This is a genomic window from Paenibacillus sp. J31R122, from assembly GCF_056269185.1.
The window spans coordinates 220558-239437 of record NZ_JBWDNM010000003.1 but is presented as its reverse complement, the minus strand read 5'-3'; the positions used below and the strand labels follow the sequence as shown (position 1 = coordinate 239437).

At 43.1% G+C, this 18880-nt stretch carries 17 protein-coding genes and 1 tRNA gene; 10 read left to right on the top strand and 8 right to left on the bottom strand.

The genetic code is table 11. The features are described from left to right. Window positions 1-106 precede the first annotated feature (106 nt). The 6 genes from AC0YN7_RS07325 to AC0YN7_RS07300 all read left to right on the top strand — a co-directional run bounded on the left by AC0YN7_RS07325 (window position 107) and on the right by AC0YN7_RS07300 (window position 5683). On the top strand, window positions 107-1387 hold the full coding sequence (locus AC0YN7_RS07325; protein ID WP_475809300.1) for an ABC transporter substrate-binding protein: 1281 nt from the start codon (window positions 107-109) through the stop codon (window positions 1385-1387). Between the two features lie 81 nt (window positions 1388-1468). Continuing rightward, on the top strand, window positions 1469-2350 hold the full coding sequence (locus tag AC0YN7_RS07320; protein WP_475809299.1) for a carbohydrate ABC transporter permease: 882 nt from the start codon (window positions 1469-1471) through the stop codon (window positions 2348-2350). Then, window positions 2347-3174, top strand: coding sequence for a carbohydrate ABC transporter permease (locus AC0YN7_RS07315; protein ID WP_475809298.1), 828 nt, complete (start codon window positions 2347-2349; stop codon window positions 3172-3174). The genes AC0YN7_RS07320 and AC0YN7_RS07315 overlap by 4 nt, the downstream gene beginning before the upstream one ends. A gap of 25 nt (window positions 3175-3199) precedes the next feature. After that, entirely contained in the window at window positions 3200-3985 is a 786-nt protein-coding gene (locus AC0YN7_RS07310) for an endonuclease/exonuclease/phosphatase family protein (RefSeq protein ID WP_475809297.1), read from the top strand. Between the two features lie 129 nt (window positions 3986-4114). Further along, window positions 4115-4897 carry an HAD-IIA family hydrolase gene (locus tag AC0YN7_RS07305; protein ID WP_475809296.1) on the top strand — a complete coding sequence of 261 codons (783 nt, stop codon included), beginning with the start codon at window positions 4115-4117 and terminating at the stop codon, window positions 4895-4897. Window positions 4898-4975: 78 nt separating this feature from the next. Continuing rightward, window positions 4976-5683, top strand: coding sequence for an MgtC/SapB family protein (locus AC0YN7_RS07300; RefSeq protein ID WP_475809295.1), 708 nt, complete (start codon window positions 4976-4978; stop codon window positions 5681-5683). A 76-nt stretch (window positions 5684-5759) separates the two neighbouring features. Here AC0YN7_RS07300 and AC0YN7_RS07295 read toward each other — a convergent pair whose 3' ends face one another. The 3 genes from AC0YN7_RS07295 to AC0YN7_RS07285 all read right to left on the bottom strand — a co-directional run bounded on the left by AC0YN7_RS07295 (window position 5760) and on the right by AC0YN7_RS07285 (window position 10982). After that, a complete protein-coding gene (locus AC0YN7_RS07295; RefSeq protein ID WP_475809294.1) occupies window positions 5760-7451 on the bottom strand; it encodes a type 2 periplasmic-binding domain-containing protein in 1692 nt (563 codons plus the stop codon). Window positions 7452-7558: 107 nt separating this feature from the next. After that, window positions 7559-9166 carry a response regulator transcription factor gene (locus AC0YN7_RS07290; RefSeq protein WP_475809293.1) on the bottom strand — a complete coding sequence of 536 codons (1608 nt, stop codon included), beginning with the start codon at window positions 9164-9166 and terminating at the stop codon, window positions 7559-7561. Continuing rightward, entirely contained in the window at window positions 9147-10982 is a 1836-nt protein-coding gene (locus AC0YN7_RS07285; RefSeq protein ID WP_475809292.1) for a sensor histidine kinase, read from the bottom strand. Before AC0YN7_RS07285 ends, AC0YN7_RS07290 begins: the two co-directional genes overlap by 20 nt. A gap of 240 nt (window positions 10983-11222) precedes the next feature. On the opposite strand from AC0YN7_RS07285, the gene AC0YN7_RS07280 reads away from it, so the two are divergent. The 4 genes from AC0YN7_RS07280 (at window position 11223) to AC0YN7_RS07265 (ending at window position 15488) form a co-directional block, all read left to right on the top strand. Further along, entirely contained in the window at window positions 11223-12080 is an 858-nt protein-coding gene (locus AC0YN7_RS07280) for an ABC transporter permease (RefSeq protein WP_475809503.1), read from the top strand. Between the two features lie 124 nt (window positions 12081-12204). After that, window positions 12205-13077, top strand: coding sequence for a carbohydrate ABC transporter permease (locus tag AC0YN7_RS07275; RefSeq protein WP_475809291.1), 873 nt, complete (start codon window positions 12205-12207; stop codon window positions 13075-13077). A 364-nt stretch (window positions 13078-13441) separates the two neighbouring features. Continuing rightward, on the top strand, window positions 13442-13849 hold the full coding sequence (locus AC0YN7_RS07270) for a DUF6855 family protein (protein WP_475809290.1): 408 nt from the start codon (window positions 13442-13444) through the stop codon (window positions 13847-13849). 178 nt (window positions 13850-14027) lie between these two features. Beyond that, window positions 14028-15488 (top strand): MFS transporter, encoded by a 1461-nt coding sequence (locus tag AC0YN7_RS07265; RefSeq protein ID WP_475809289.1) that lies wholly within the window; start codon window positions 14028-14030, stop codon window positions 15486-15488. Window positions 15489-15603: 115 nt separating this feature from the next. Here AC0YN7_RS07265 and AC0YN7_RS07260 read toward each other — a convergent pair whose 3' ends face one another. The 5 genes from AC0YN7_RS07260 to AC0YN7_RS07240 form a co-directional block, all read right to left on the bottom strand. Continuing rightward, window positions 15604-16248 carry a formylglycine-generating enzyme family protein gene (locus AC0YN7_RS07260; protein WP_475809502.1) on the bottom strand — a complete coding sequence of 215 codons (645 nt, stop codon included), beginning with the start codon at window positions 16246-16248 and terminating at the stop codon, window positions 15604-15606. A gap of 59 nt (window positions 16249-16307) precedes the next feature. Further along, the gene (locus AC0YN7_RS07255) at window positions 16308-16637 is read right to left on the bottom strand and encodes a DUF4180 domain-containing protein (RefSeq protein WP_475809288.1); all 330 of its coding nucleotides are present in this window, start codon (window positions 16635-16637) and stop codon (window positions 16308-16310) included. 89 nt (window positions 16638-16726) lie between these two features. Beyond that, window positions 16727-16796, bottom strand: a tRNA-Phe gene (locus AC0YN7_RS07250). After that, window positions 16768-17949 (bottom strand): MFS transporter, encoded by a 1182-nt coding sequence (locus AC0YN7_RS07245; protein ID WP_475809287.1) that lies wholly within the window; start codon window positions 17947-17949, stop codon window positions 16768-16770. The genes AC0YN7_RS07250 and AC0YN7_RS07245 overlap by 29 nt, the downstream gene beginning before the upstream one ends. Before the next feature lie 30 nt (window positions 17950-17979). After that, window positions 17980-18795, bottom strand: a complete 816-nt coding sequence (locus AC0YN7_RS07240; protein ID WP_475809286.1) for a MerR family transcriptional regulator — start codon at window positions 18793-18795, stop codon at window positions 17980-17982. Between the last annotated feature and the right edge of the window lie 85 nt (window positions 18796-18880).

Genomic DNA, 18880 nt, shown 5'->3' with positions numbered 1-18880 from the left:
TTTTGTCCTATTAAGAGGGTCAGTTCTCTCCTATTTTAATCAGCCAACTCCTTGCTACAATGAGACACGTACAACAAGTAACAATACAAAAAAGGGAGCTGTGTAAATGAAGAAAAGTTTGATAAAGAGCGGAATCGCTGCTCTAGTATGCCTAAGTATGGTGACAGCTGCAGGATGTTCAAGTAACACTCCTGAAAGCGCACCCAACAATTCTAAAGGAAATGCCGGAGCCAGTGGCGAGAAGGTAAAGATTGAATATTTCCAAATGAAGCCGGAAGCTACCGAAGTGGTCAATGAACTGATCAAGCAATTTGAGGCAGAAAACCCGAACATCACTGTAGAGCAGAACAATGTACCGAATCCAGAGAATGTATGGACGATGCGGGTATCAACAAATGACGCTCCTCCTATATTTACCCATTACCCACATAACTCTGTGTTTCAACAACTTGCCAAAGAAGGCCGCGTATTGGATTTAACCAACGATCCTTTGATGGCCAACGTTCAGCCTGCTATCGCGGATTTAAGTAAAATTGACGGAAAAAATTACGTAGTTCCAATTGGAGTTGCAACGCTTGGCGTTTACTACAATAAGGAAATTTTCGAGAAATTTAATCTACAGCCTCCGACTACTTATGCGGAGTTCATCGAAATAGCTGAAAAGCTGAAAAATGAAGGCGTTACTCCTTTCTATTTCCATGATAAAGATTTCAACGGCATCCGTCAGGAGGTCGTGTACAAAATGGGTCAAACTATGCCAAATATCGAACAGTTTTTGGATGAAGTCATGAATGGTAAAGCACATATTACTGATAACCCTGACTTTAAACCTTTTGCACAATCCATACTCGATCTTCGCCAATACGGTCAAAAGGATCTTATGGGTACCGGTTATGATGATGCGCTTCGTGAATTCGCCAATGGAAAAGCAGCGATGTGGTTCACAGGAATTTGGGCGATCAAAGAAATCAAAGAATCAAATCCTGACCTGAAATTTGAATTATTCCCGCTTCCTACAGTGAATGCTGCAGATTTGAAGACACAAGTTTCTGTTGATACAGCAATTGGACTTCCTGAAAACGGGAAAAATCAAACTGAAGCAAGAAAGTTCCTTGAGTTCATGACATCCAAGGAATCTGTAACGACCTACTTGAAATTAGGTGGATATCCATCTGGAATTAAAGAAGTTGAATCTGGACTTCCTGAGATCGTCTCTCTTACCGAACTCATTACAGCAGGAAAAGTCTATCCTACGATCGAACGTCTATGGCCGCCAGGAACAAATGCTGAAGTAGGTAAAGCGACACAGGAAATGTTCGTTACAAAAGACGTTGAGCAATATTTAAAAGCTCTTGACACTATCTTCTTCAACAAATTCAATCAATAACGAAGACCAAAAAGGCGGAAAGACCTTGCAGTCGTTAAGCGTTCAAGGTTTTTCCGCCTTTCTCTACGATGGAGGTCGATTATGAATATACGAAGCATCAAGCCAGGCATCACATTTATTCTACTTACAATCCCTGCAGTCTTGCTATATGCCGTCTTCTTTCTGGCCCCTGTCTTCATCGGGCTTTACTACAGTATGACGAACTGGGATGGATTCTCCTTATCCTACGATTGGGTTGGTCTGAAAAATTACATTGCTATTTTGCAAGACAAACGATTTATGAATGGTTTAATGTTCACCCTGCTGTATACCGTAATTATTGTAATAGGTAAATTAGGTGTCGCTTTAGTCCTTGCATTACTGCTAAGCCAATCATTAAAGTTCCGTGGATTATTTCGTTCCATCTATTTTTTTCCAGCCGTATTAAGCATGATTACTGTAGGTATGATGTTCAATCAATTTTTTTATTCGCTCTTTCCTCCTATTGGAGAAGCACTTGGTATCGAATGGTTATCCCGCAATATACTCGGACATAAAGATACAGCCATCTTTGGCGTTGCATTAACGAATATATGGCAAGGCTTTGCTGTTCCTATGGTCATTTTTATAGCTGGTCTCGCAAGCGTACCCAAGGATCTCATGGAAGCAGCTGTTATTGACGGTGCCAGTTCAAAACAACGGTTTTTCTCAGTTACAGTTCCCTTCTTAATTCCAATGTTGACAGTGAACGTCGTGCTCGCTATAAAAGGCGGACTTACCGTCTTCGATTATATCGTTGCGATGACAAACGGTGGACCATCGAATTCAACGGAATCACTTGGATTTCTCATCTATCAACATGGCATGAGCGAGATGAAATTCGGTTACGGTACCGCAGAGGCAATCTATGTATTCCTACTAATCGGCTTCATTTCATTCATCCAGATCAAGCTGCTATCGAGGAAGGAGGTCGGACAACAATGAAAAAGCATAAATCGTATTATATTCTCAGTTATTCTTTCCTTTCGATCGGTGCTTTGTTCATATTGGCTCCGATCTACTTAACGATTGCTATTGCGATGAAATCGAGAGCAGAAACAACCAAAAGTTTCTTCGCTCCTCCGTCCAGCCTATACTTCGATAATTTCATTCAGGTCATTAACAAAGCTAATTTTTGGCAAATTTTCCAAAACTCTGCCTTCATTACTATTGTATCTCTTCTTATTATGGTAATCGCTATTCCAATGGTATCCTATGCGATCTCCCGTAATATGAACAAGCTTTACTATAAGTGGGTCTATACCCTCATTCTAATGGGTATATTCGTTCCCTTTCAGGCCATCATGCTGCCCATTTACAAGCATATGGGCAACTTGGAATTGCTTAATCAAACCGGCCTTATCATTATGTACGTTACGCTATCCTTTGCACAGGGTCTCTTTCTTTGCGTTGGGTATCTAAAAAACATACCGTTAGAGCTCGATCAAGCTTCCAAAATTGATGGTTGTGGTGTTTGGCTCACCTTTATTCGGATCATCTACCCATTGATGCTTCCGATCGTTGCAACCATTCTCATATTGAATAGCTTATGGTTGTGGAATGACTTTCAATTACCACTCATTATGCTAAACCGTCACCCTGATTTCTGGACACTGCCATTATTCATTTACAACTTCAAGTCAGAAGTTAGCTTTGACTATAACTTGGCATTTGCCGCATTTACTCTTTCGATGGCGCCGATCACTATCCTCTATGTTTTTACACAGAAATACATTATCGGAGGACTTACGGAAGGCTCTATCAAATAAAAGGTAAGTAAGGAGAATATCCAGCATGAATATGACTGCGATGACTTTGAATTTACGCATTGATATACCAATCGACGGTGACAATGCTTGGCCTCACCGCTTACAGGCTGCCGCTGCTCTTATTCAAGAGTCGAATCCTACTTTGCTCGGAACACAAGAAGGCAAGTACGGAATGCTTGAGGACTTGGATAAATTACTGCCTGGTTACAACCGAATCGGTGAAGGACGTCTAGGCTATGAGAGCGGTCAACCACAGCAAGACGAATGCTGCGCAATCTACTATAAGCATGCGGAACTTAATGTTATAAAACATGGGCAATTTTGGTTGTCTGAGACTCCTGAATTGCCTGGCAGCAAGAGCTGGGATAGTTGCTTGCCCCGAATTTGCACTTGGGTTTGCTTCGAAATGAAGAAGCAGTCTGGAACCCGCTTCTATATCTTTAATACTCATTTCGATCATCTAGGACAACAGGCTCGGGAAGAAAGCTCCAAGCTGATTATTGCACGTATTCAGCAATTACGCGGGGAAGAATGTCTCCCTGTTCTGCTCATGGGTGATTTCAACGCACATCCAGACAATATCGCCATTACATTACTTCAGGAGCAATTTGTTGATGCTTACTCGATCTTGAACGAGTCTGTCGGATGTACATTTCACGCGTTCGAAGGCGGTACTGAGGGTCAACCCATTGACTACGTATTCACTACATCAGATGTTGAAATGATAGAAACCGTTGTCGATCGTAAGCTGCGTGATGGAAGATATCCTTCCGATCATTATTCGATTGCAGTAACACTTTCTCTAACTTAAAATGCAAGGATAGCTTCATTCGAATAGGAGAACCATGATACTCTTTCTATCATTGAAAGATCTATCGTGGTTCTCCTGCTCTATCTTGAGTTTCTAGCAAAATTGAACCACATCAAAGGAGAATAAACAATGAATCAATATAAAGGTTATATATTTGATTTGGACGGTACCATTTATTTGGGGCAAAATGCTATTGAAGGAGCCGTGAATACGGTAAATCGTCTATTAGCCGATGATAAGAAAGTACTTTTCCTTACTAACAAAACAATAGATTCCAGACATAATTATGTCAAGAAGCTAAATGGCCTCGGCATACCTGTCACAATAAACGAAATCTTAAGTCCTGTCATTGTCACCCTAAGTCTACTGCGTGAACGTCACCAAGGACAACAGGTATATGTTATCGGAGAGCAGATTTTCAAAGATGAGTTGGAAAGAGAAGGTGTCCTTTTTGCAAGCACCCCAGATGAAACCGATGTAATTGTTCTATCATGGGATCGCAATTTTCACTATGATCAATTGAATTTCGCTTACCAAGCCATCAAACGAGGAGCGAAAGTGATAGCAACTAATCCCGACAGAACCTGTCCAACGCCAGACGGCGACTTACCCGATTGCGGCAGTATAATAGGAGCCATTGAAGGTGCGACAGGAGTAAAGATCAACGACATTGCAGGAAAGCCTTCCAAGCATATGGCTGATGTAGCCCTTAATGTGCTTAACTTAACGGCCAAGGATTGCCTCATGATCGGTGATCGTTTAGAAACCGATATCTATATCGGCAAGGTTTCGGGTATGCATACTGCACTCGTTCTAACAGGCACTTCTCGTCCAGAAGACGTCTTACAAGCAGAATTCCAACCCAATTATGTCATAAACTCCGTAAATGACATCTATGAGATAGCGAATTAATGTACATCTTGGATAATAATCTGCAGCTAAAGCTGATTTATCATGAAAGGTGTACAGCTAAGAAAGGCGTGAAGATTCATGATCAGTATCCATATTGATTGGCTCACTATCATTATTCGATTGCTCATAGCGGCTTCTCTCGGCGGAATTATTGGGTGGGAACGTGAGATCCGAAACAAGCAAGCAGGTTTTAAGACCAACCTGCTCGTATCCGTAGGTTCATCGCTCATTATGATTACTTCAATCTATGGCTTCGGCGATCTTATTAATCATCCCAACGCTCGCTTCGATCCAGCACGGTTGTCTGCACAGGTCGTTAGCGGTATTGGATTTCTTGGAGCTGGTGCTATTATGCGTCGTTCCAATCACATATCCGGTCTTACGACAGCAGCGATGTTATGGGTTGTAGCGGGTATTGGCTTAAGTGTTGGCGCGGGCTTTTATGTTCCTGCTGTCGCAACCACCTTAATCGTCGTTATTTGTACCGTTGTCATGCGTAAAATCGAAACCCGATTTGTTTTGACGAGCGTGGATGGCACTATGCAAATTATTTTAAAAGAAGATGTTCTGAAATTAGAGGATCTGAGAACATTAATGGAAAAAGAACGCTTCGAAATTCATAACGTATCAGTAACCCGCCATGATAAGCCAGACTCCTCCTATAAAACATTAACCGTTGATTGCAGCATTCGACTTAAAAACAATCTGGAAGTCATGCCCATTATGGAGCGATTTGAGCAATTAAGTGGCGTTATTGAGATTACTTTCGATTGGAAAGGCAAATAAAATATGGACAAAAAAACTCCGTCTCTACTTAAAGAGACGGAGTTTTACCAATGATGAAATTGTTATTCATCAATGATTATTTTTGTGATACAGATTGGAACCATTCATTAACTTCTTTCGTTACTTGCTCGCCACCGTTTGCATTCCAATTTTTGACGAATTCGTCGAAAGCATCCACAGGCAATTTGCCATAAATGATTTTATTGAATGTTTCTAGCTCGGATTGACGAAGAAGGTTCCATTTTTCGATCATTGTAGGCGTTGCTGCGCCTGTAAAGTAATTTTGCTTACGGATGTCTATTTGTGACATAACAACCTTCGCTGCATACCAGTTTTCTGGTTTGCGGAATTGAGCCTGTTGCTTCTCGTATGGTGTTTCCGGCTGCGCGCCGTCAGCCAGCTTAACTAGCGATGACATATACAGGTTAGGAATACGAGCAGGACCAGTGATGTACGGGAACTTGTCGAAGAAACCATCAATTTTTTCTTTGTCGCTTGTTGGTTTGCCATCTACCATAGCCCAGTCATAACCTTCAGCAAAGCCAAATTCGTACTTGCTGCCTACAGCTGGGTTAGCCAGGTTCTCAAGCAGGTAGTTGTAATAAAGAATAATAGCTTCTGGGTGTTTAGCGTCTTTGTTAATCATGAAGCTGCTGTTAACGCCTGAATTTTGCCATTTTGTACCCATCTTGCCATCTGGTCCAGCAGGTACTGGATATGCTTTGTATTGTGAACCTGGTACGTTTTTCAACAAGTCTGGAGCTGGCCAGTCTGGAACCCAGTTCGCGCCAGGCAATACGCCAGCGTTTCCTTTTGTCCAAATCTCAGCTGATTTTCCTTCGTCCCATAGTGCGGAGTCTGGGTGAATGTAGCCTTTTTCTAGCCATTCCTGAAGCTTAGCAAGTGCTTGCTTTGCTCCCGGATTAACAGAGCCGTATTCAAGGTTGCCGTTTGCGTCTTTGTTCCATTGCTCTTGAACAGTACCATATGCTCCGAACAGCCAGTCAAGACCGCCCATCCATGTGTTCGTATTGTTCTTCAAGGAAATTGCAAGCGGATAGACATCTTTCGCAGCCAGTCCGTCAGGGTTTTCGTTCTTGAACTTGTCCATGATGATCTCAAGGTCCGCAATTGTTTTTGGAGCTTCAAGCTTCAGCTTTTGCATCCAATCTTCACGAAGCCATAGAAGTGTATCGTCGTTGTCCGTATATTCCATAATCGGAAGGTTCCATTTTTTGCCGTCCTTCGTGAATGGATACCACAACTCAGGATTGTTTGCTGTATGGTCTTTCCAAACTTGGGTTGCATACTTCTCAAACAACTCATCAATTGGAATAAACTGCCCAGAATCAATTAGTTGATTCGTCAGCACTGCATCAGTAGGCACCATGACAAAGTCAGGAAGCTTCTCGCCGGACGTAAGCGCCAGCTGAAGCTGCTGCTTATATTGATCGCCGCCTGCAGGATACCAAGTGTCTTTATGTTTCATCCCTAGTGTCTCAAGCATCCAACGGTCATGAACGTTATTTTCCTTCGATTCACCCTTGGTGTATTCCTTCGGCATAATAACCGTACTAATATCAATCGGTGGATCGTATTTGCCTTTTTCAAATGCGAGATCCGCTTCGGATTTCGTTGCTTCAGTTGCTGCCGGGTTATTCGTACTCTTGTCGCCAGCGTTTCCTTTGTTGCCGGTATTGCTGCTGCAAGCCGACACGATTAACATGATGGCGATTAGCGGCATCCAAACCTTTTTGAATTTACTCATTTCGATTTCCCCCTACGGTGTAAGATTGTTACAACTGTTACTTTACCAACAGGTCTAGGAGGTCATCTATATGATTTTTTTAGTTTCCATAGGACTCTGTCATGTTGTTAGTTTTCTTCCCTATATTCTTGGGGTGTAGAACCGAATTGTCTCTTAAAAACTTTGATAAAATAAGCTGGATCCAAATATCCGATCTCCGCGCTGATCTCATAAACCTTCTTATCTGTTGTCTTCAGTTTGTGGCAAGCTGTCTCCATCCGAAGACGGAAAACGAAATCACTTACTCCCTCTCCTGTTTCGATCTTGTACAGCTTAGAGAGATGTGTCGGATGTAAGTTCACATGGTCTGCCAACGCGCGCAACGATACGTCTAGGTGCAGGTTCGATTCTACAAATCGCTGTATTTTCTTCACATATACGGAACGAATATCTTTGACATCATTGGACGTGCCTTCCTTCAGCTTGCCTAGTGCCCCAAATGACCAGCTTCGTAGCTTGCTGATAGAGGCAAAAACCTCCCCGCTTTGCAGCGGCTCGATGTCTTCGCACAGCAATCCGACAAGTGTATGACCGTTGCGATGAGCAAAATGAGTAAAGGATGATGCTATAATATACCCTGCTTCCAGACAATGCTCCCAGGAATCGGACCATTTCTCATCCAACTCCGCAAATACCTCTACCAGCTTCTGTTCCGCCGCATCCCAACGACCGGCCTCGAGCAGATTCTTCAAGCCAGGCGGAGCGTGAATGATATCCAAAGCTCCATGGGACACATGACTCCCCAAATCGCCCGCCCGCATAACAAATTCCCGTTCTTCTCCAACGATTTGCCTGAAATAGTCGAGTGCGTGACGATATCGGTCCGGAAGCTTATCAGGAAATTGGAACGGCTCCGTCGTGACGATGGACAGAGATCCTTTCAGAAACTGCTTTACTTTCGATTGAAGCTGCATAGCGGACTTCTCAAGCTTCGTTTCATTGCTGACGCTTTGAAGCTCATCTTTGAACTGGAGCAGAAACGCTAGGTAGCCATGCTCATCCTTGGCACCCCATACATGTGCGAATTCACCAAAAATCTCCTCGGCTATATTTATAATGGCATACTCCATTAGATGCTGCCCATTATTGCGATACTGCCCGAACTCCTCCTCCATTCTAACCAGCAGCAGCGCGCATTCCCCAAAACGAATAGGCAAGTTGTAGCTTTCAAGCTTCCGGCTCCATTCGTCTGCAGCAAGACGCTCTCCGCGCAAAGCGTTTACCAGCAATTGTCCTCGCAAAACAGGGAGATTTTCCCTGAGGGTATATTCGATTCGCTCATAGGAGCTTATTTCTCCCCACTCCGCCTCAAGTTGGTCAACAGCCAGCTTTACCGCTCCGAGCAATTCATTGTCAGTCGGCGGTTTAAGTAAATAATCCACTGCGTGGTGCCGGAGCGCTTCCTTCGTGTATTCGAAATCAGAATAGCCGGATAGAATAATGCATTTGATTTTTTTGTCACGCTCGCGAATTTTCCCTATCAGCTCGATCCCCGTCATCTCAGGCATTAGAACATCAGAGATAACGATATCGATCGGATGAGTTTCGAGAATTCGCAGCGCCTCTTGTGCGGAATACGCTTTATGGACTTGTTCGATGCCGAGTGTGTGCCATGGCTTGGTCGTAGATAGATTATCTACCCAGTGGGCTTCGTCATCAACGATGATCATTTGCATTTGGCCGTTCTCCTTCTTGTTTGGAATGATGATGCTGTACTTCTGCCGAAGCGAGTTCCCACACCATTTCAGTCCGAAATCCTCCAATATCCGATTTCGTGAAGCTAATATGTGATTTATCCCCGAATTGATGGATAATCCGCTGATTTGTATTCCAGAAACCATAGCCCATGTCTTCCTGCAGTGGCCCCTTCATTTTTCGGTTGAGTGACTGCAATTGCTCCTCTGTCATGCCGGGGCCGTCGTCATCGATATAGAGCTTGCAGAAGCCGTCCGACATTTCACCAGTAATTCTGATTTCCCCCGAAGAATAGGTTTTTCCAACACCGTGAATAACGGCATTCTCTACGATAGGCTGCAGCATCAAACGTGGAACATGCTGCTTCAGCATCTCATCGGAAATAGAGATATGATAATGAATTCTGCCGTTGCGAAGCTTTTGAATATCCAAATAATTAATGATCAACTGGATTTCTTCGTTCAACGACGCCGTCGGCCGCTCTATTCGAGTCATATATCGATAATACGCGCTCAAATTGTGACCCATCGAAACGACAGCCTCTTCATCCTTCATTTGAGCCATATTAATCATATAGCCGATGCAATTGTATAAAAAATGTGGATTGATCTGAGCCTGTAGTTGCTTCAAGGTCGCTTCCCGGGCCCTTAGCTTCTCGTTCAGCACATTCTCAATCAGGCTTTGGATTTGCTGTGACATATCATTGAACCGGTAGAACAAAAACGCAAACTCATTATTCACATTAGAATCAATCCGTACAGAGAAATCTCCACGCTGTACGCTCTGCAGACCGCGAATCAGCTTACGGATTGGACGTTGTACATTCCGGTACAGCAGTACCGATGCGGAAATTGCTACCACGAAGAGCAGCGCCATCGCCATATAGAAAAAGTTGCGACTGAATGATAACGGTCCCAGAATTTGATCAATCGGTACAACATCCACCAAATACCAATCCAAATATTTTGATTTAACAGAGCTGAGCAGATAGCGTTTGTTATCTAGCTCCACAACTTCCTGCATCGTATCTTCTAAGCTTTTCCCGTCCAAAAAACGAACAAGCTCATTCGAAAGCTGCTCACTAGCGCTGCGGTTTAAGATCGGTGTTTCTCCCTTATGATAGAACAAGGGATCTCCTCTACCGCCTGCCTTATACGTGTCCAGCATATTCTGAATATTTTCATGGTAAAAGCTGGCTTGTACGATCAAGTTACTGCCTTTAAGAGCATCCTGCTGCCCTAATGAATCGGTATAAAACCAATGAAACGCTTTCTGCTGATCCGTATTAGCAGCTTCTACATCGCCATAGGACCATTTGCCCGTGACATTTCTTTTCAAGTAATCATCGTCATAGATAACCATGTTGCTATAATTCGATATCGCCTCTTTGTTTAACTGCGAGTAGACAGTAAACTTGACCGGCCATATGCTCGTTATTCCGGACTGCAGCATCATCTTCTCCTGAATGACGTATCTCGTCTGCATTTTGTCATAGCGATCGTCCCAAATGTTTAATCCATTGAATTTGCGAACGTTCGGGTCTCTTGAGAAAGTCACCACGAAATCCATCGTTTGATTGATACGCGAATCAATTTGGCTGGATAGAAATGAGAGCTGCTTACTATTCGAAGCCTGAAGTTCCTTGTCGATAACATGAAATGAGACGCTGTTGGAATATGTGAAAAAAACGATGATCGGTATGAATAGTATGATGATCAACCCGTTCATTTTCGCGAACAGGCTCATCTTGAAGCCCATCTTTTTTCTGACAAAACTTATGCCTCTGCCCAGCTTCATTTGCCTTCCCCCCAGAAAATGTCCCTAACAAAACCCTATCGATCCTAACAATGTCTTATAGTTCGATGTAGGTTCGTGTTGTTATTATATATAGCAGGGCTTCACCTCATATACAAATGAAATTTTATGGAACGGGAGAGAGCTATGAACCAAACTACAACATCAGATATCAATCTCAAGGCCACCACCCGAAAAGTGAAAAAAAGAACAGGGTACAAAGTGCCGTGGATTCTCCATCTTATGGTGCTGCCAGCTGTACTGTCAGTTTTTGTTTTTTCCTATTTGCCAATGTCGGGCATTATTATGGCTTTTCAGGATTATAAAGCGTCACTCGGATTCGCCGACTCTCCATTTGTCGGTCTGAAACATTTTCGATACATGTTCGAAAATGACTACTTCATAAAAATAACTATGAACACACTCTTATTTGCTTGTTCCAAGATTTTTTTGAATTTATTGATCCCCTTCACCTTCGCCTTGTTGTTAAACGAGGTCAGGAATATGGGATTCAAAAGATCCATTCAGACGCTCGTCTACTTGCCTCACTTTCTTTCCTGGGTAACCCTTGGAGGAATATTAATCGACTTGCTCTCCCAAACCGGAATCGTTAACCAGTTTCTGACGAGCGTGTTCGGTATAAAACCGATTTTCTTCTTGGGCGACGGTACCTGGTTCCGAATTACGATTATTTTCAGTGATGTTTGGAAGGAATTCGGCTTTAACACAATCATATTCCTTGCTGCGCTTGCCGGGATAAACCCAGCAATGTACGAAGCGGCAGAAGTAGACGGAGCAAGCCGACTTAAGCAAACTTTTTATATCACAATACCGTCACTCATACCGATTATCATTGTGGTCGCGACACTCGCACTAGGCAACGTGCTGAATGCGAACTTCGACCAAGTATTTAACCTTTATAGCCCGATGATTTATCAGCAAGGCGATATCATTGACACGTTCGTTTATCGACAAGGCTTGCTGGGCGGGCAATTCAGCTTCGCAACGGCCGTCAGTCTATTCAAATCGGTAATCAGTTTAGTGTTAATCGTTATTTCCTACCGACTTGCATATAAATTCGCCGGATATCGAATTTTCTAGAACAACTAGCACGAATAAATAAGATCAATCTCGAGTGTCCTTAATTATATCTTTTCGCTCGATACAAACGTGCAACGCCGTCCTGCGGACGGCGAGGCCGTTTTACTTGAAAGGGTGACCGCTTATGTATCACAAAACGCTTTCTTACCGTATTTTTAGCGTGTTCAACTATGTCCTGCTTGCAATAGTATCCATCGTTTGTCTTCTACCGTTGTATCACTTACTGATGGTTTCCTTAAGTGACTCTGCTCCCGCCAATGCAGGACTTGTTACGTTCTGGCCAATCGATTTCACGTTAGAAGCTTACGCTACGACGTTCGATAATGAAAACTTTGTAACATCCCTTTGGGTATCAGTCAAACGTACCGTGCTAGGTACAGCGCTAGCTTTGACTGTGAACTCTCTGGCAGCGTTTGCTCTTTCCAAAGATAATCGTATATTCAGAGGCAGAAATGTTTACCTATGGTATTTCGTCATCACGATGCTATTCAGTGGCGGCCTCATTCCAAGCTACATTCTTATTATGAGGCTTGGCCTTTTGAACAACCTGCTCGCTTTGATTTTACCGGGTCTCGTTGCGGTATACAACATTATCCTGCTATTGAATTTCTTTCGTACCGTACCCAAGGAGCTGGAGGAAGCTACATTTATCGACGGAGCCGGACATTTTAGAAGCTTCATATCGATTTATCTGCCTATATCCTTACCGGCCATTGCAACGATTTCCTTGTTTACGATGGTGGGACATTGGAACGCGTACTTCGACGGACTTATTTATATGAAGGGATCTGAGAATCTCCCGCTTGCGAGCTTCATGCAAACCCTCATTGTCCAAGGAAGTACAACTGGCTTTGATCCTGCAGTAGTTGCCAACATGTCGCAGCGAACACTCCGAGCATCACAAATTTTCATCAGTGCTCTACCAATTTTGCTCGTTTATCCGTTCCTACAGCGTTTCTTCGTTAAAGGTATCGTCATCGGAGCCGTTAAAGAGTAGGCACCTGATCATAAAACAAATAGTCGCAAAATATGGTCTGTCCCTCGAAAGGGACAGACCTTTTGTTTTATTAAGCCTATATGGTTTCTGACCGTCCACAATTGCATGTGCTGCATGGTCTTGTCCATCTTCTCCAAGTAGAATAGTCTCTTCTACGTGGTTCGTCAAGTAGACTACTTCCAGTAAAATCGCCGGCACCTTGAGGGACGCTCGTCCGGATCGACGAGTCAAGCAATAGCAGATCAGGTTTAAATTCCTCTATATCTCATAATCCATCTGCCTTCTGATTGGTGCTTGATAAGTGTCAAAGAATCAAATAAGATTACTCTACATCTACATAGAACAAACAAGAAGGAGTAAATACATGTCCTCAGTAAAGGGAACAAAGGAAGATCCTTGGAAGTTAAAAACACCGCCTCAGACATCTGAATACGAAATGTATAAAGATGAAAAAAACGGTATAGAGGTTTTAGTCTGCACCGTTGGGAAAACAGTGCTGCATTATGATTATCGCTGTATTGAAGACCTGCACAATATGCTCAAGCATCAAGGTGAATGGATCGAGCTGGGAAGTGCCGATGAGCAGAAACCGGCAAAAGAAGGTACAGTTGAAGCATGGGGTCGCTCGTCTGAAAATCCCATTGGCGGTTGGTATGGTATGAAAAAGGGGCTGCGCGGCAGATTTGGAATGTATATACCTCCTTTAATGGAGGAGCTGGGGCTCGCGGAAGTTGAGCATAACCCACGGAACAATCGGATGAGAGCAAAATAAATGAAGCATAAAACATCGACTAGAGTCGGTGTTTTTTTTATATTAGAGTCAAATTTGTGTCTATTCCCCTCTTTCGCGTCTCTCTTTGCATTCCCACTCCATTACCGCCTGTTTTACTAGCCCAATAAAATGTTAGAATAGAGTATTCAGTTCAAAATAAAAGTTAGGAGCATAACAAGTGCGTGTACATCCAATTTACATTTTACGTATAACAGGACTTTTAGATGGTATTTCATTATTAGTTTTACTAAGTATCGCTATGCCCATGAAATATATTTGGGGGATAGACAAAGCTGTAACGGTTGTCGGAAGTATTCACGGTGGTATTTTTTGTTTATATGCACTAGCTATACTTTATTCTGCCATTCGAGTGAAGTGGAACCTTCTTTGGCCTGCTGCAGCACTAATAGCAGCTTTTATACCATTTGGCAACTTTGTGCTTGATTGGAAGCTTAAGAAGGCACAGGCCAAATATAGTGTGAAGCCTTTTAACTATGCGCTGCTCGTGTATAGTATTGTGTTTTTTTCCTTTTTTGATTTATTCTCACAACTGCCAGTCATGAGTACATTTGCGACTTCTGTCGGTGCTAGCTCGTTTGTTGTAGGATTTGTCATTGGGCTGTATTCGTTATCTAATACGCTTGGCAATATTTTATCCGGTATTATGACTGATAAAGTCGGACCTTTCAAAATATTAATGGTCGGATTGCTTTTATCAAGCATTGCTTTGCTGCTTTATCATTTTGTTGATCAACCCTTATTCTTAATAATCGTTCGACTCATACATGGTTTTGTCGCCGGGTTAATAGTTCCAGCTGCTTTTACATTCTCAGCTAATACGACGATCAATGATCAGCATGGAAAAAAAGTCGCCTTTACCGGAACATTTGTGGGACTAGCCGCTATTATCGGCCCTGCTTTCAGCGGAATAATGGCAAGCAAAACCTCCGTACCGTTCGTCTTTACTTGCGTAGCTATATTGGGATTTTCACTTAGTATCCTGTCAGCCATTTTTCTCAGAAAGTACAAGATAATGAAAAAAGGGAAGGACAATGCTGTCAATCAATCATCCGTCTCGATCTTCAATGCAGATGTAATAAAAGCTTATGGCGGTGCCTTTTTCTTAATGTTCTCACAAGGCGTGATCGCTTATCTATTACCCTTGCATGTTCAAACTCTTGGATATGATTCCAAATTAAGCGGCACCTTAATGAGTACTTTTGGAATCATTGCCGTTCTAATATTTGTACTTCCTACTAATCGTATTTTCGATCGTGTCGCTTCATCAATAACGATGGTCATAGGAGTTGGCTTAATGGGAATAAGCCAACTGCTGATTAGCCAATCAACAACGACAATAGCACTTTATTTCGTGTTAGGTTTATATGGAGTAGGCTTCGCCTTCTTGTTCCCATCTATCAATACGATGCTCATTAAAGCTACTCCAGCTGAGCTGCGCGGGAAAGCATATGGTTACTTCTACGCCTTCTTCTCTCTAGGTGTAGTTGCCGGTTCCTCTACGTTAGGCTGGCTGCCCTTCAACATAATCGAAGGGTTTATATTCACAGGAATCATACTTTTGCTATTTGCCGCTTTCGTCGCCTTCAACAAGCAAAGAGAACACGTATTAAACCACTAGCGAAGTACGTACAGTACCATCAATAAAACAAATCAACCACTTCCAGAGGACGTGGTTGATTTGTTTTATTGTGAAGTTCATTTAACTCGCTCTTCTATCTTGGGGTGTCGCCACCTTACAGGGACCTCGCAAGTCGAAAACCGAGATCATCAATTCGAAACGTAGGGTGACTCCGGCGGCGGCACGTCGACCCACAGCCCCTAGCCTCTTCCGCCCAGCTTCCACCTCGGAAAACTCTGTAGGAGCCATATACTTTCTCATCGTATAAATCCCAACACCATTCCCAAACATTCCCTAACATATCGTAGAGCCCCCACGCATTTGGCAGCTTTTTACCTACCTCATGTACCATGCCTTCAGAGTTTTCATGATACCAAGCTATACCATCAAGCTCGCCGTACCGATACCCAGTTGTTCCTGCTTTACACGCATACTGCCATTCCGCTTCCGTAGGAAGACGATAGCCAGCCGCTCCCCAGTTACAGACGACACTCTCACCATCATCACTTATCGAGTAATATTCCTTTAGACCTGATTGCTGAGATAGCAAATTACAAAATAAGATCGCATCCTCCCATGAGACATCCACGGCAGGAGCCTGAGATTCATCATTAGGTTCAACAGTCTTTTGTAATATTGAGTAGAGTAACTCTTTCGTGACAGGTACCGGTGCAAGCAAAAAAGAATTCACCTCTACCGTCCATGCAGTCTTTATTCGATCGTCCCTTAAATCAATATGACCAGCAGGAATTTTCACCATTGGATACTCAGCCTGACTACGCAGTGCTTCTATCACCTATCTTCCTCCCGTTCCATCTTCTACTTCAACATGCTTAACTTTTCAATCGCTTCTTGTTCGGTCGGCAAGAAAAAGAAATCATTTCCGCTATTACATTCATAGATGAAATCTTTAAGGCTTTGACTTGGATACACAGAAAAATCTCCAATAAAAGCAACCTTCACACGATAATTGATGAACTTCTGAAGGATTTCTCCTGCAAGGCGTGTTTTCAAATCGAAAAAGCTGTCACTCAGCACGGATTTGTTTATCATAATACGATCGCAGCCCGCTTCATAATGTACAGTTGCCATACCTACTATCATCGCTAGCTGCCCGTATGCAGCGGTTGGAGAAACCTCTATAGACATATGTCATAAAATCTACATAATAACTTCCAATTTGTCAATTTAAAATACAAACAAACACGTCCAGTTGGGCGTGTTTGGTATCATATGTATGGTGGAGACTAGGGGGATCGAACCCCTAACCTCATCGTTTTCAGCGATGCCCGCTCATAGCTTTACGGTCCATGCTGTAGCTGAAAAAGGTCAGCAATGACGCAGTGATCGCAACGATCCCTCCGACCCAGGAAACATCGATGAGTCCCTTATTCGTCGTGACAAATCCCCCAAGAGCCGATCCAAACGCGATTCCTACGTTTACGGATACAGGAACCAACGATGAAGCCAAATCTTTCGCAGACGGAAAATGTTTATCTGCTAAATCAATGAAATACAATTGCATGGTGGAGTTCATTGTATAAACAAAAAGAGCAATCAATAATATACTAATCAATGCCGTCACTATTGAATTAGAGGAAACATACAACGACGTGAGGATGGCAGCTTGTATAAGAAACACATACCGCAGCTTTCCTATCCCGTTTCGAATCGCTATTTTACCGCCAATTAACGTACTGAAGACGGAAACAACACCATAAAGTAAAAACACAAGGCTAATATACCGGTTAGGCACCGAGAGCACTCCTTGCAGCAGAGGAGTTAGATAGGTGTAAATGGTATATGTCGCTCCAATACTTAATGCAGGAATAAAAAATGCGATGACAATACGCGGATTGGTTAATAAACCGATTTGCTTTTGCAATGAACTCTGCGTACCCTTCAGCCCTTTGGGTATTGTCGCCGAGCTTGCGATTAGAGAAACAATTCCCAAAACTGCGGTAAACCAAAAGGCCATTTGCCAACCGCCCCATTGTCCGATATAGGTGCCAAGCGGCACCCCGATTACGCTTGCTATTGTAAAACCCGCAAATATAATCGAAATAACCGGCCCCCTTTTGTCGGCAGGCACCGTTTCACTCGCAACCGTCATTGCGAGTGCGATCAATACTCCGGTAACAACGGCAGTGATCATTCTGGAAGCAACAAGCAGTGCGTACGACTCGGATAAAGCGGTTATGATGTTGGCTGCAATAAATATCCCGATCAAGGCAAGCATTAACGGGTACTTGGAAAATCGGCTGAATATAGCCGTCAAGATTGGCGTACTTACTGCAAACGATATGGCAAAAATCGATACAAGGGCTCCTGCTGTTGAAATGGCGATATTCAAGTCATCTGACACTTCAGTGAGCAGCCCGACAATAACAAATTCACTCGTTCCCAAGACGAAAGTTAATAAAAATAAATTGAAGACCAGCAGCTTGTGTTGTTTCGTCAAAGGTGAATCTCCTCTCCTTATGATCTTCAGTCATGCTCTTTCTACAGCGATCTGGACCTCGGCAACGTGAGATTCCGGATCGCTTGATTTTTCATGGGGAAGACAGATTTCGCGACGCGGCTCATTCTCCTTAATGCGATATCCGTTCCGTTCGATCCATAATGCCAATTCCGTGCTTGCAGTACAGGGGCTAGTCGTCCGGCAAAGATGAATAAGCGTGGCCATCATCGGAACTTCCGGCAATCGTTTTACCGTAAAGGGAGGACGGCTCGGTAAATCTAGCGTCAGCGGACGAGCTACTTCGATGTCGATCTCATCCTCGCTATCTTCGCAGCCGTGCCAAAGTACAATTTGAGGTGTAGAGGACTGGATGGAATTCCCTAATTGATCGTCCAATTGTTGGAAAAGCTCTGGAATTTGCCTATGTGAAGATTTATGGCGGTAAGACAGCACAAGTTGAGGAGCAACCTCCTTCAGAATGATATCGTGTGAATTCAGGTTTTCACCTTCATTATCGATGAAACAAAGTCGTTCCTTGATTTGAGCAAGTCTGGCCAGCTCCTTATCCAAGTTAGACTGAATCTCGTTTTGCTTTAGCCGAAACATTCCCCTGATTTGTTCGAGTGAGATTTGCTCTCCTATCATCTGGCGAATTTGGTCTAATGAGAAGCCCAATTCTTTATAAGCTAGAATACGATTGAGTTGAAACATTTGCTCAGCGGAGTAATACCGATACCCTGTAAATTTGTCGGTGCGATCCGGCTTGAGCAAGCTCAACTGGTCGTAGTAACGAAGCGTCTTAACGGACACCTGGCTGATTTTTGAAAACTCACTAATTTTAAACATCACTACATCTCCTTGCTTAAGAAGTTCTATTTCCCCTTGGTCTTTACCGAGTATAACTCTCCTGTCAAGGGGAGAGTCAAGCTAT

Bases quoted from the DNA above. Each gene is read 5' to 3' on its own strand.
- AC0YN7_RS07325 (WP_475809300.1), top strand. From the start codon at position 107: ATGAAGAAAAGTTTGATAAAGAGCGGAATCGCTGCTCTAGTATGCCTA.
- AC0YN7_RS07320 (WP_475809299.1), top strand. From the start codon at position 1,469: ATGAATATACGAAGCATCAAGCCAGGCATCACATTTATTCTACTTACA.
- AC0YN7_RS07315 (WP_475809298.1), top strand. From the start codon at position 2,347: ATGAAAAAGCATAAATCGTATTATATTCTCAGTTATTCTTTCCTTTCG.
- AC0YN7_RS07310 (WP_475809297.1), top strand. From the start codon at position 3,200: ATGAATATGACTGCGATGACTTTGAATTTACGCATTGATATACCAATC.
- AC0YN7_RS07305 (WP_475809296.1), top strand. From the start codon at position 4,115: ATGAATCAATATAAAGGTTATATATTTGATTTGGACGGTACCATTTAT.
- AC0YN7_RS07300 (WP_475809295.1), top strand. From the start codon at position 4,976: ATGATCAGTATCCATATTGATTGGCTCACTATCATTATTCGATTGCTC.
- AC0YN7_RS07295 (WP_475809294.1), bottom strand. From the start codon at position 7,451: ATGAGTAAATTCAAAAAGGTTTGGATGCCGCTAATCGCCATCATGTTA.
- AC0YN7_RS07290 (WP_475809293.1), bottom strand. From the start codon at position 9,166: ATGCAAATGATCATCGTTGATGACGAAGCCCACTGGGTAGATAATCTA.
- AC0YN7_RS07285 (WP_475809292.1), bottom strand. From the start codon at position 10,982: ATGAAGCTGGGCAGAGGCATAAGTTTTGTCAGAAAAAAGATGGGCTTC.
- AC0YN7_RS07280 (WP_475809503.1), top strand. From the start codon at position 11,223: ATGGTGCTGCCAGCTGTACTGTCAGTTTTTGTTTTTTCCTATTTGCCA.
- AC0YN7_RS07275 (WP_475809291.1), top strand. From the start codon at position 12,205: ATGTATCACAAAACGCTTTCTTACCGTATTTTTAGCGTGTTCAACTAT.
- AC0YN7_RS07270 (WP_475809290.1), top strand. From the start codon at position 13,442: ATGTCCTCAGTAAAGGGAACAAAGGAAGATCCTTGGAAGTTAAAAACA.
- AC0YN7_RS07260 (WP_475809502.1), bottom strand. From the start codon at position 16,248: ATGGTGAAAATTCCTGCTGGTCATATTGATTTAAGGGACGATCGAATA.
- AC0YN7_RS07255 (WP_475809288.1), bottom strand. From the start codon at position 16,637: ATGTCTATAGAGGTTTCTCCAACCGCTGCATACGGGCAGCTAGCGATG.
- AC0YN7_RS07240 (WP_475809286.1), bottom strand. From the start codon at position 18,795: ATGTTTAAAATTAGTGAGTTTTCAAAAATCAGCCAGGTGTCCGTTAAG.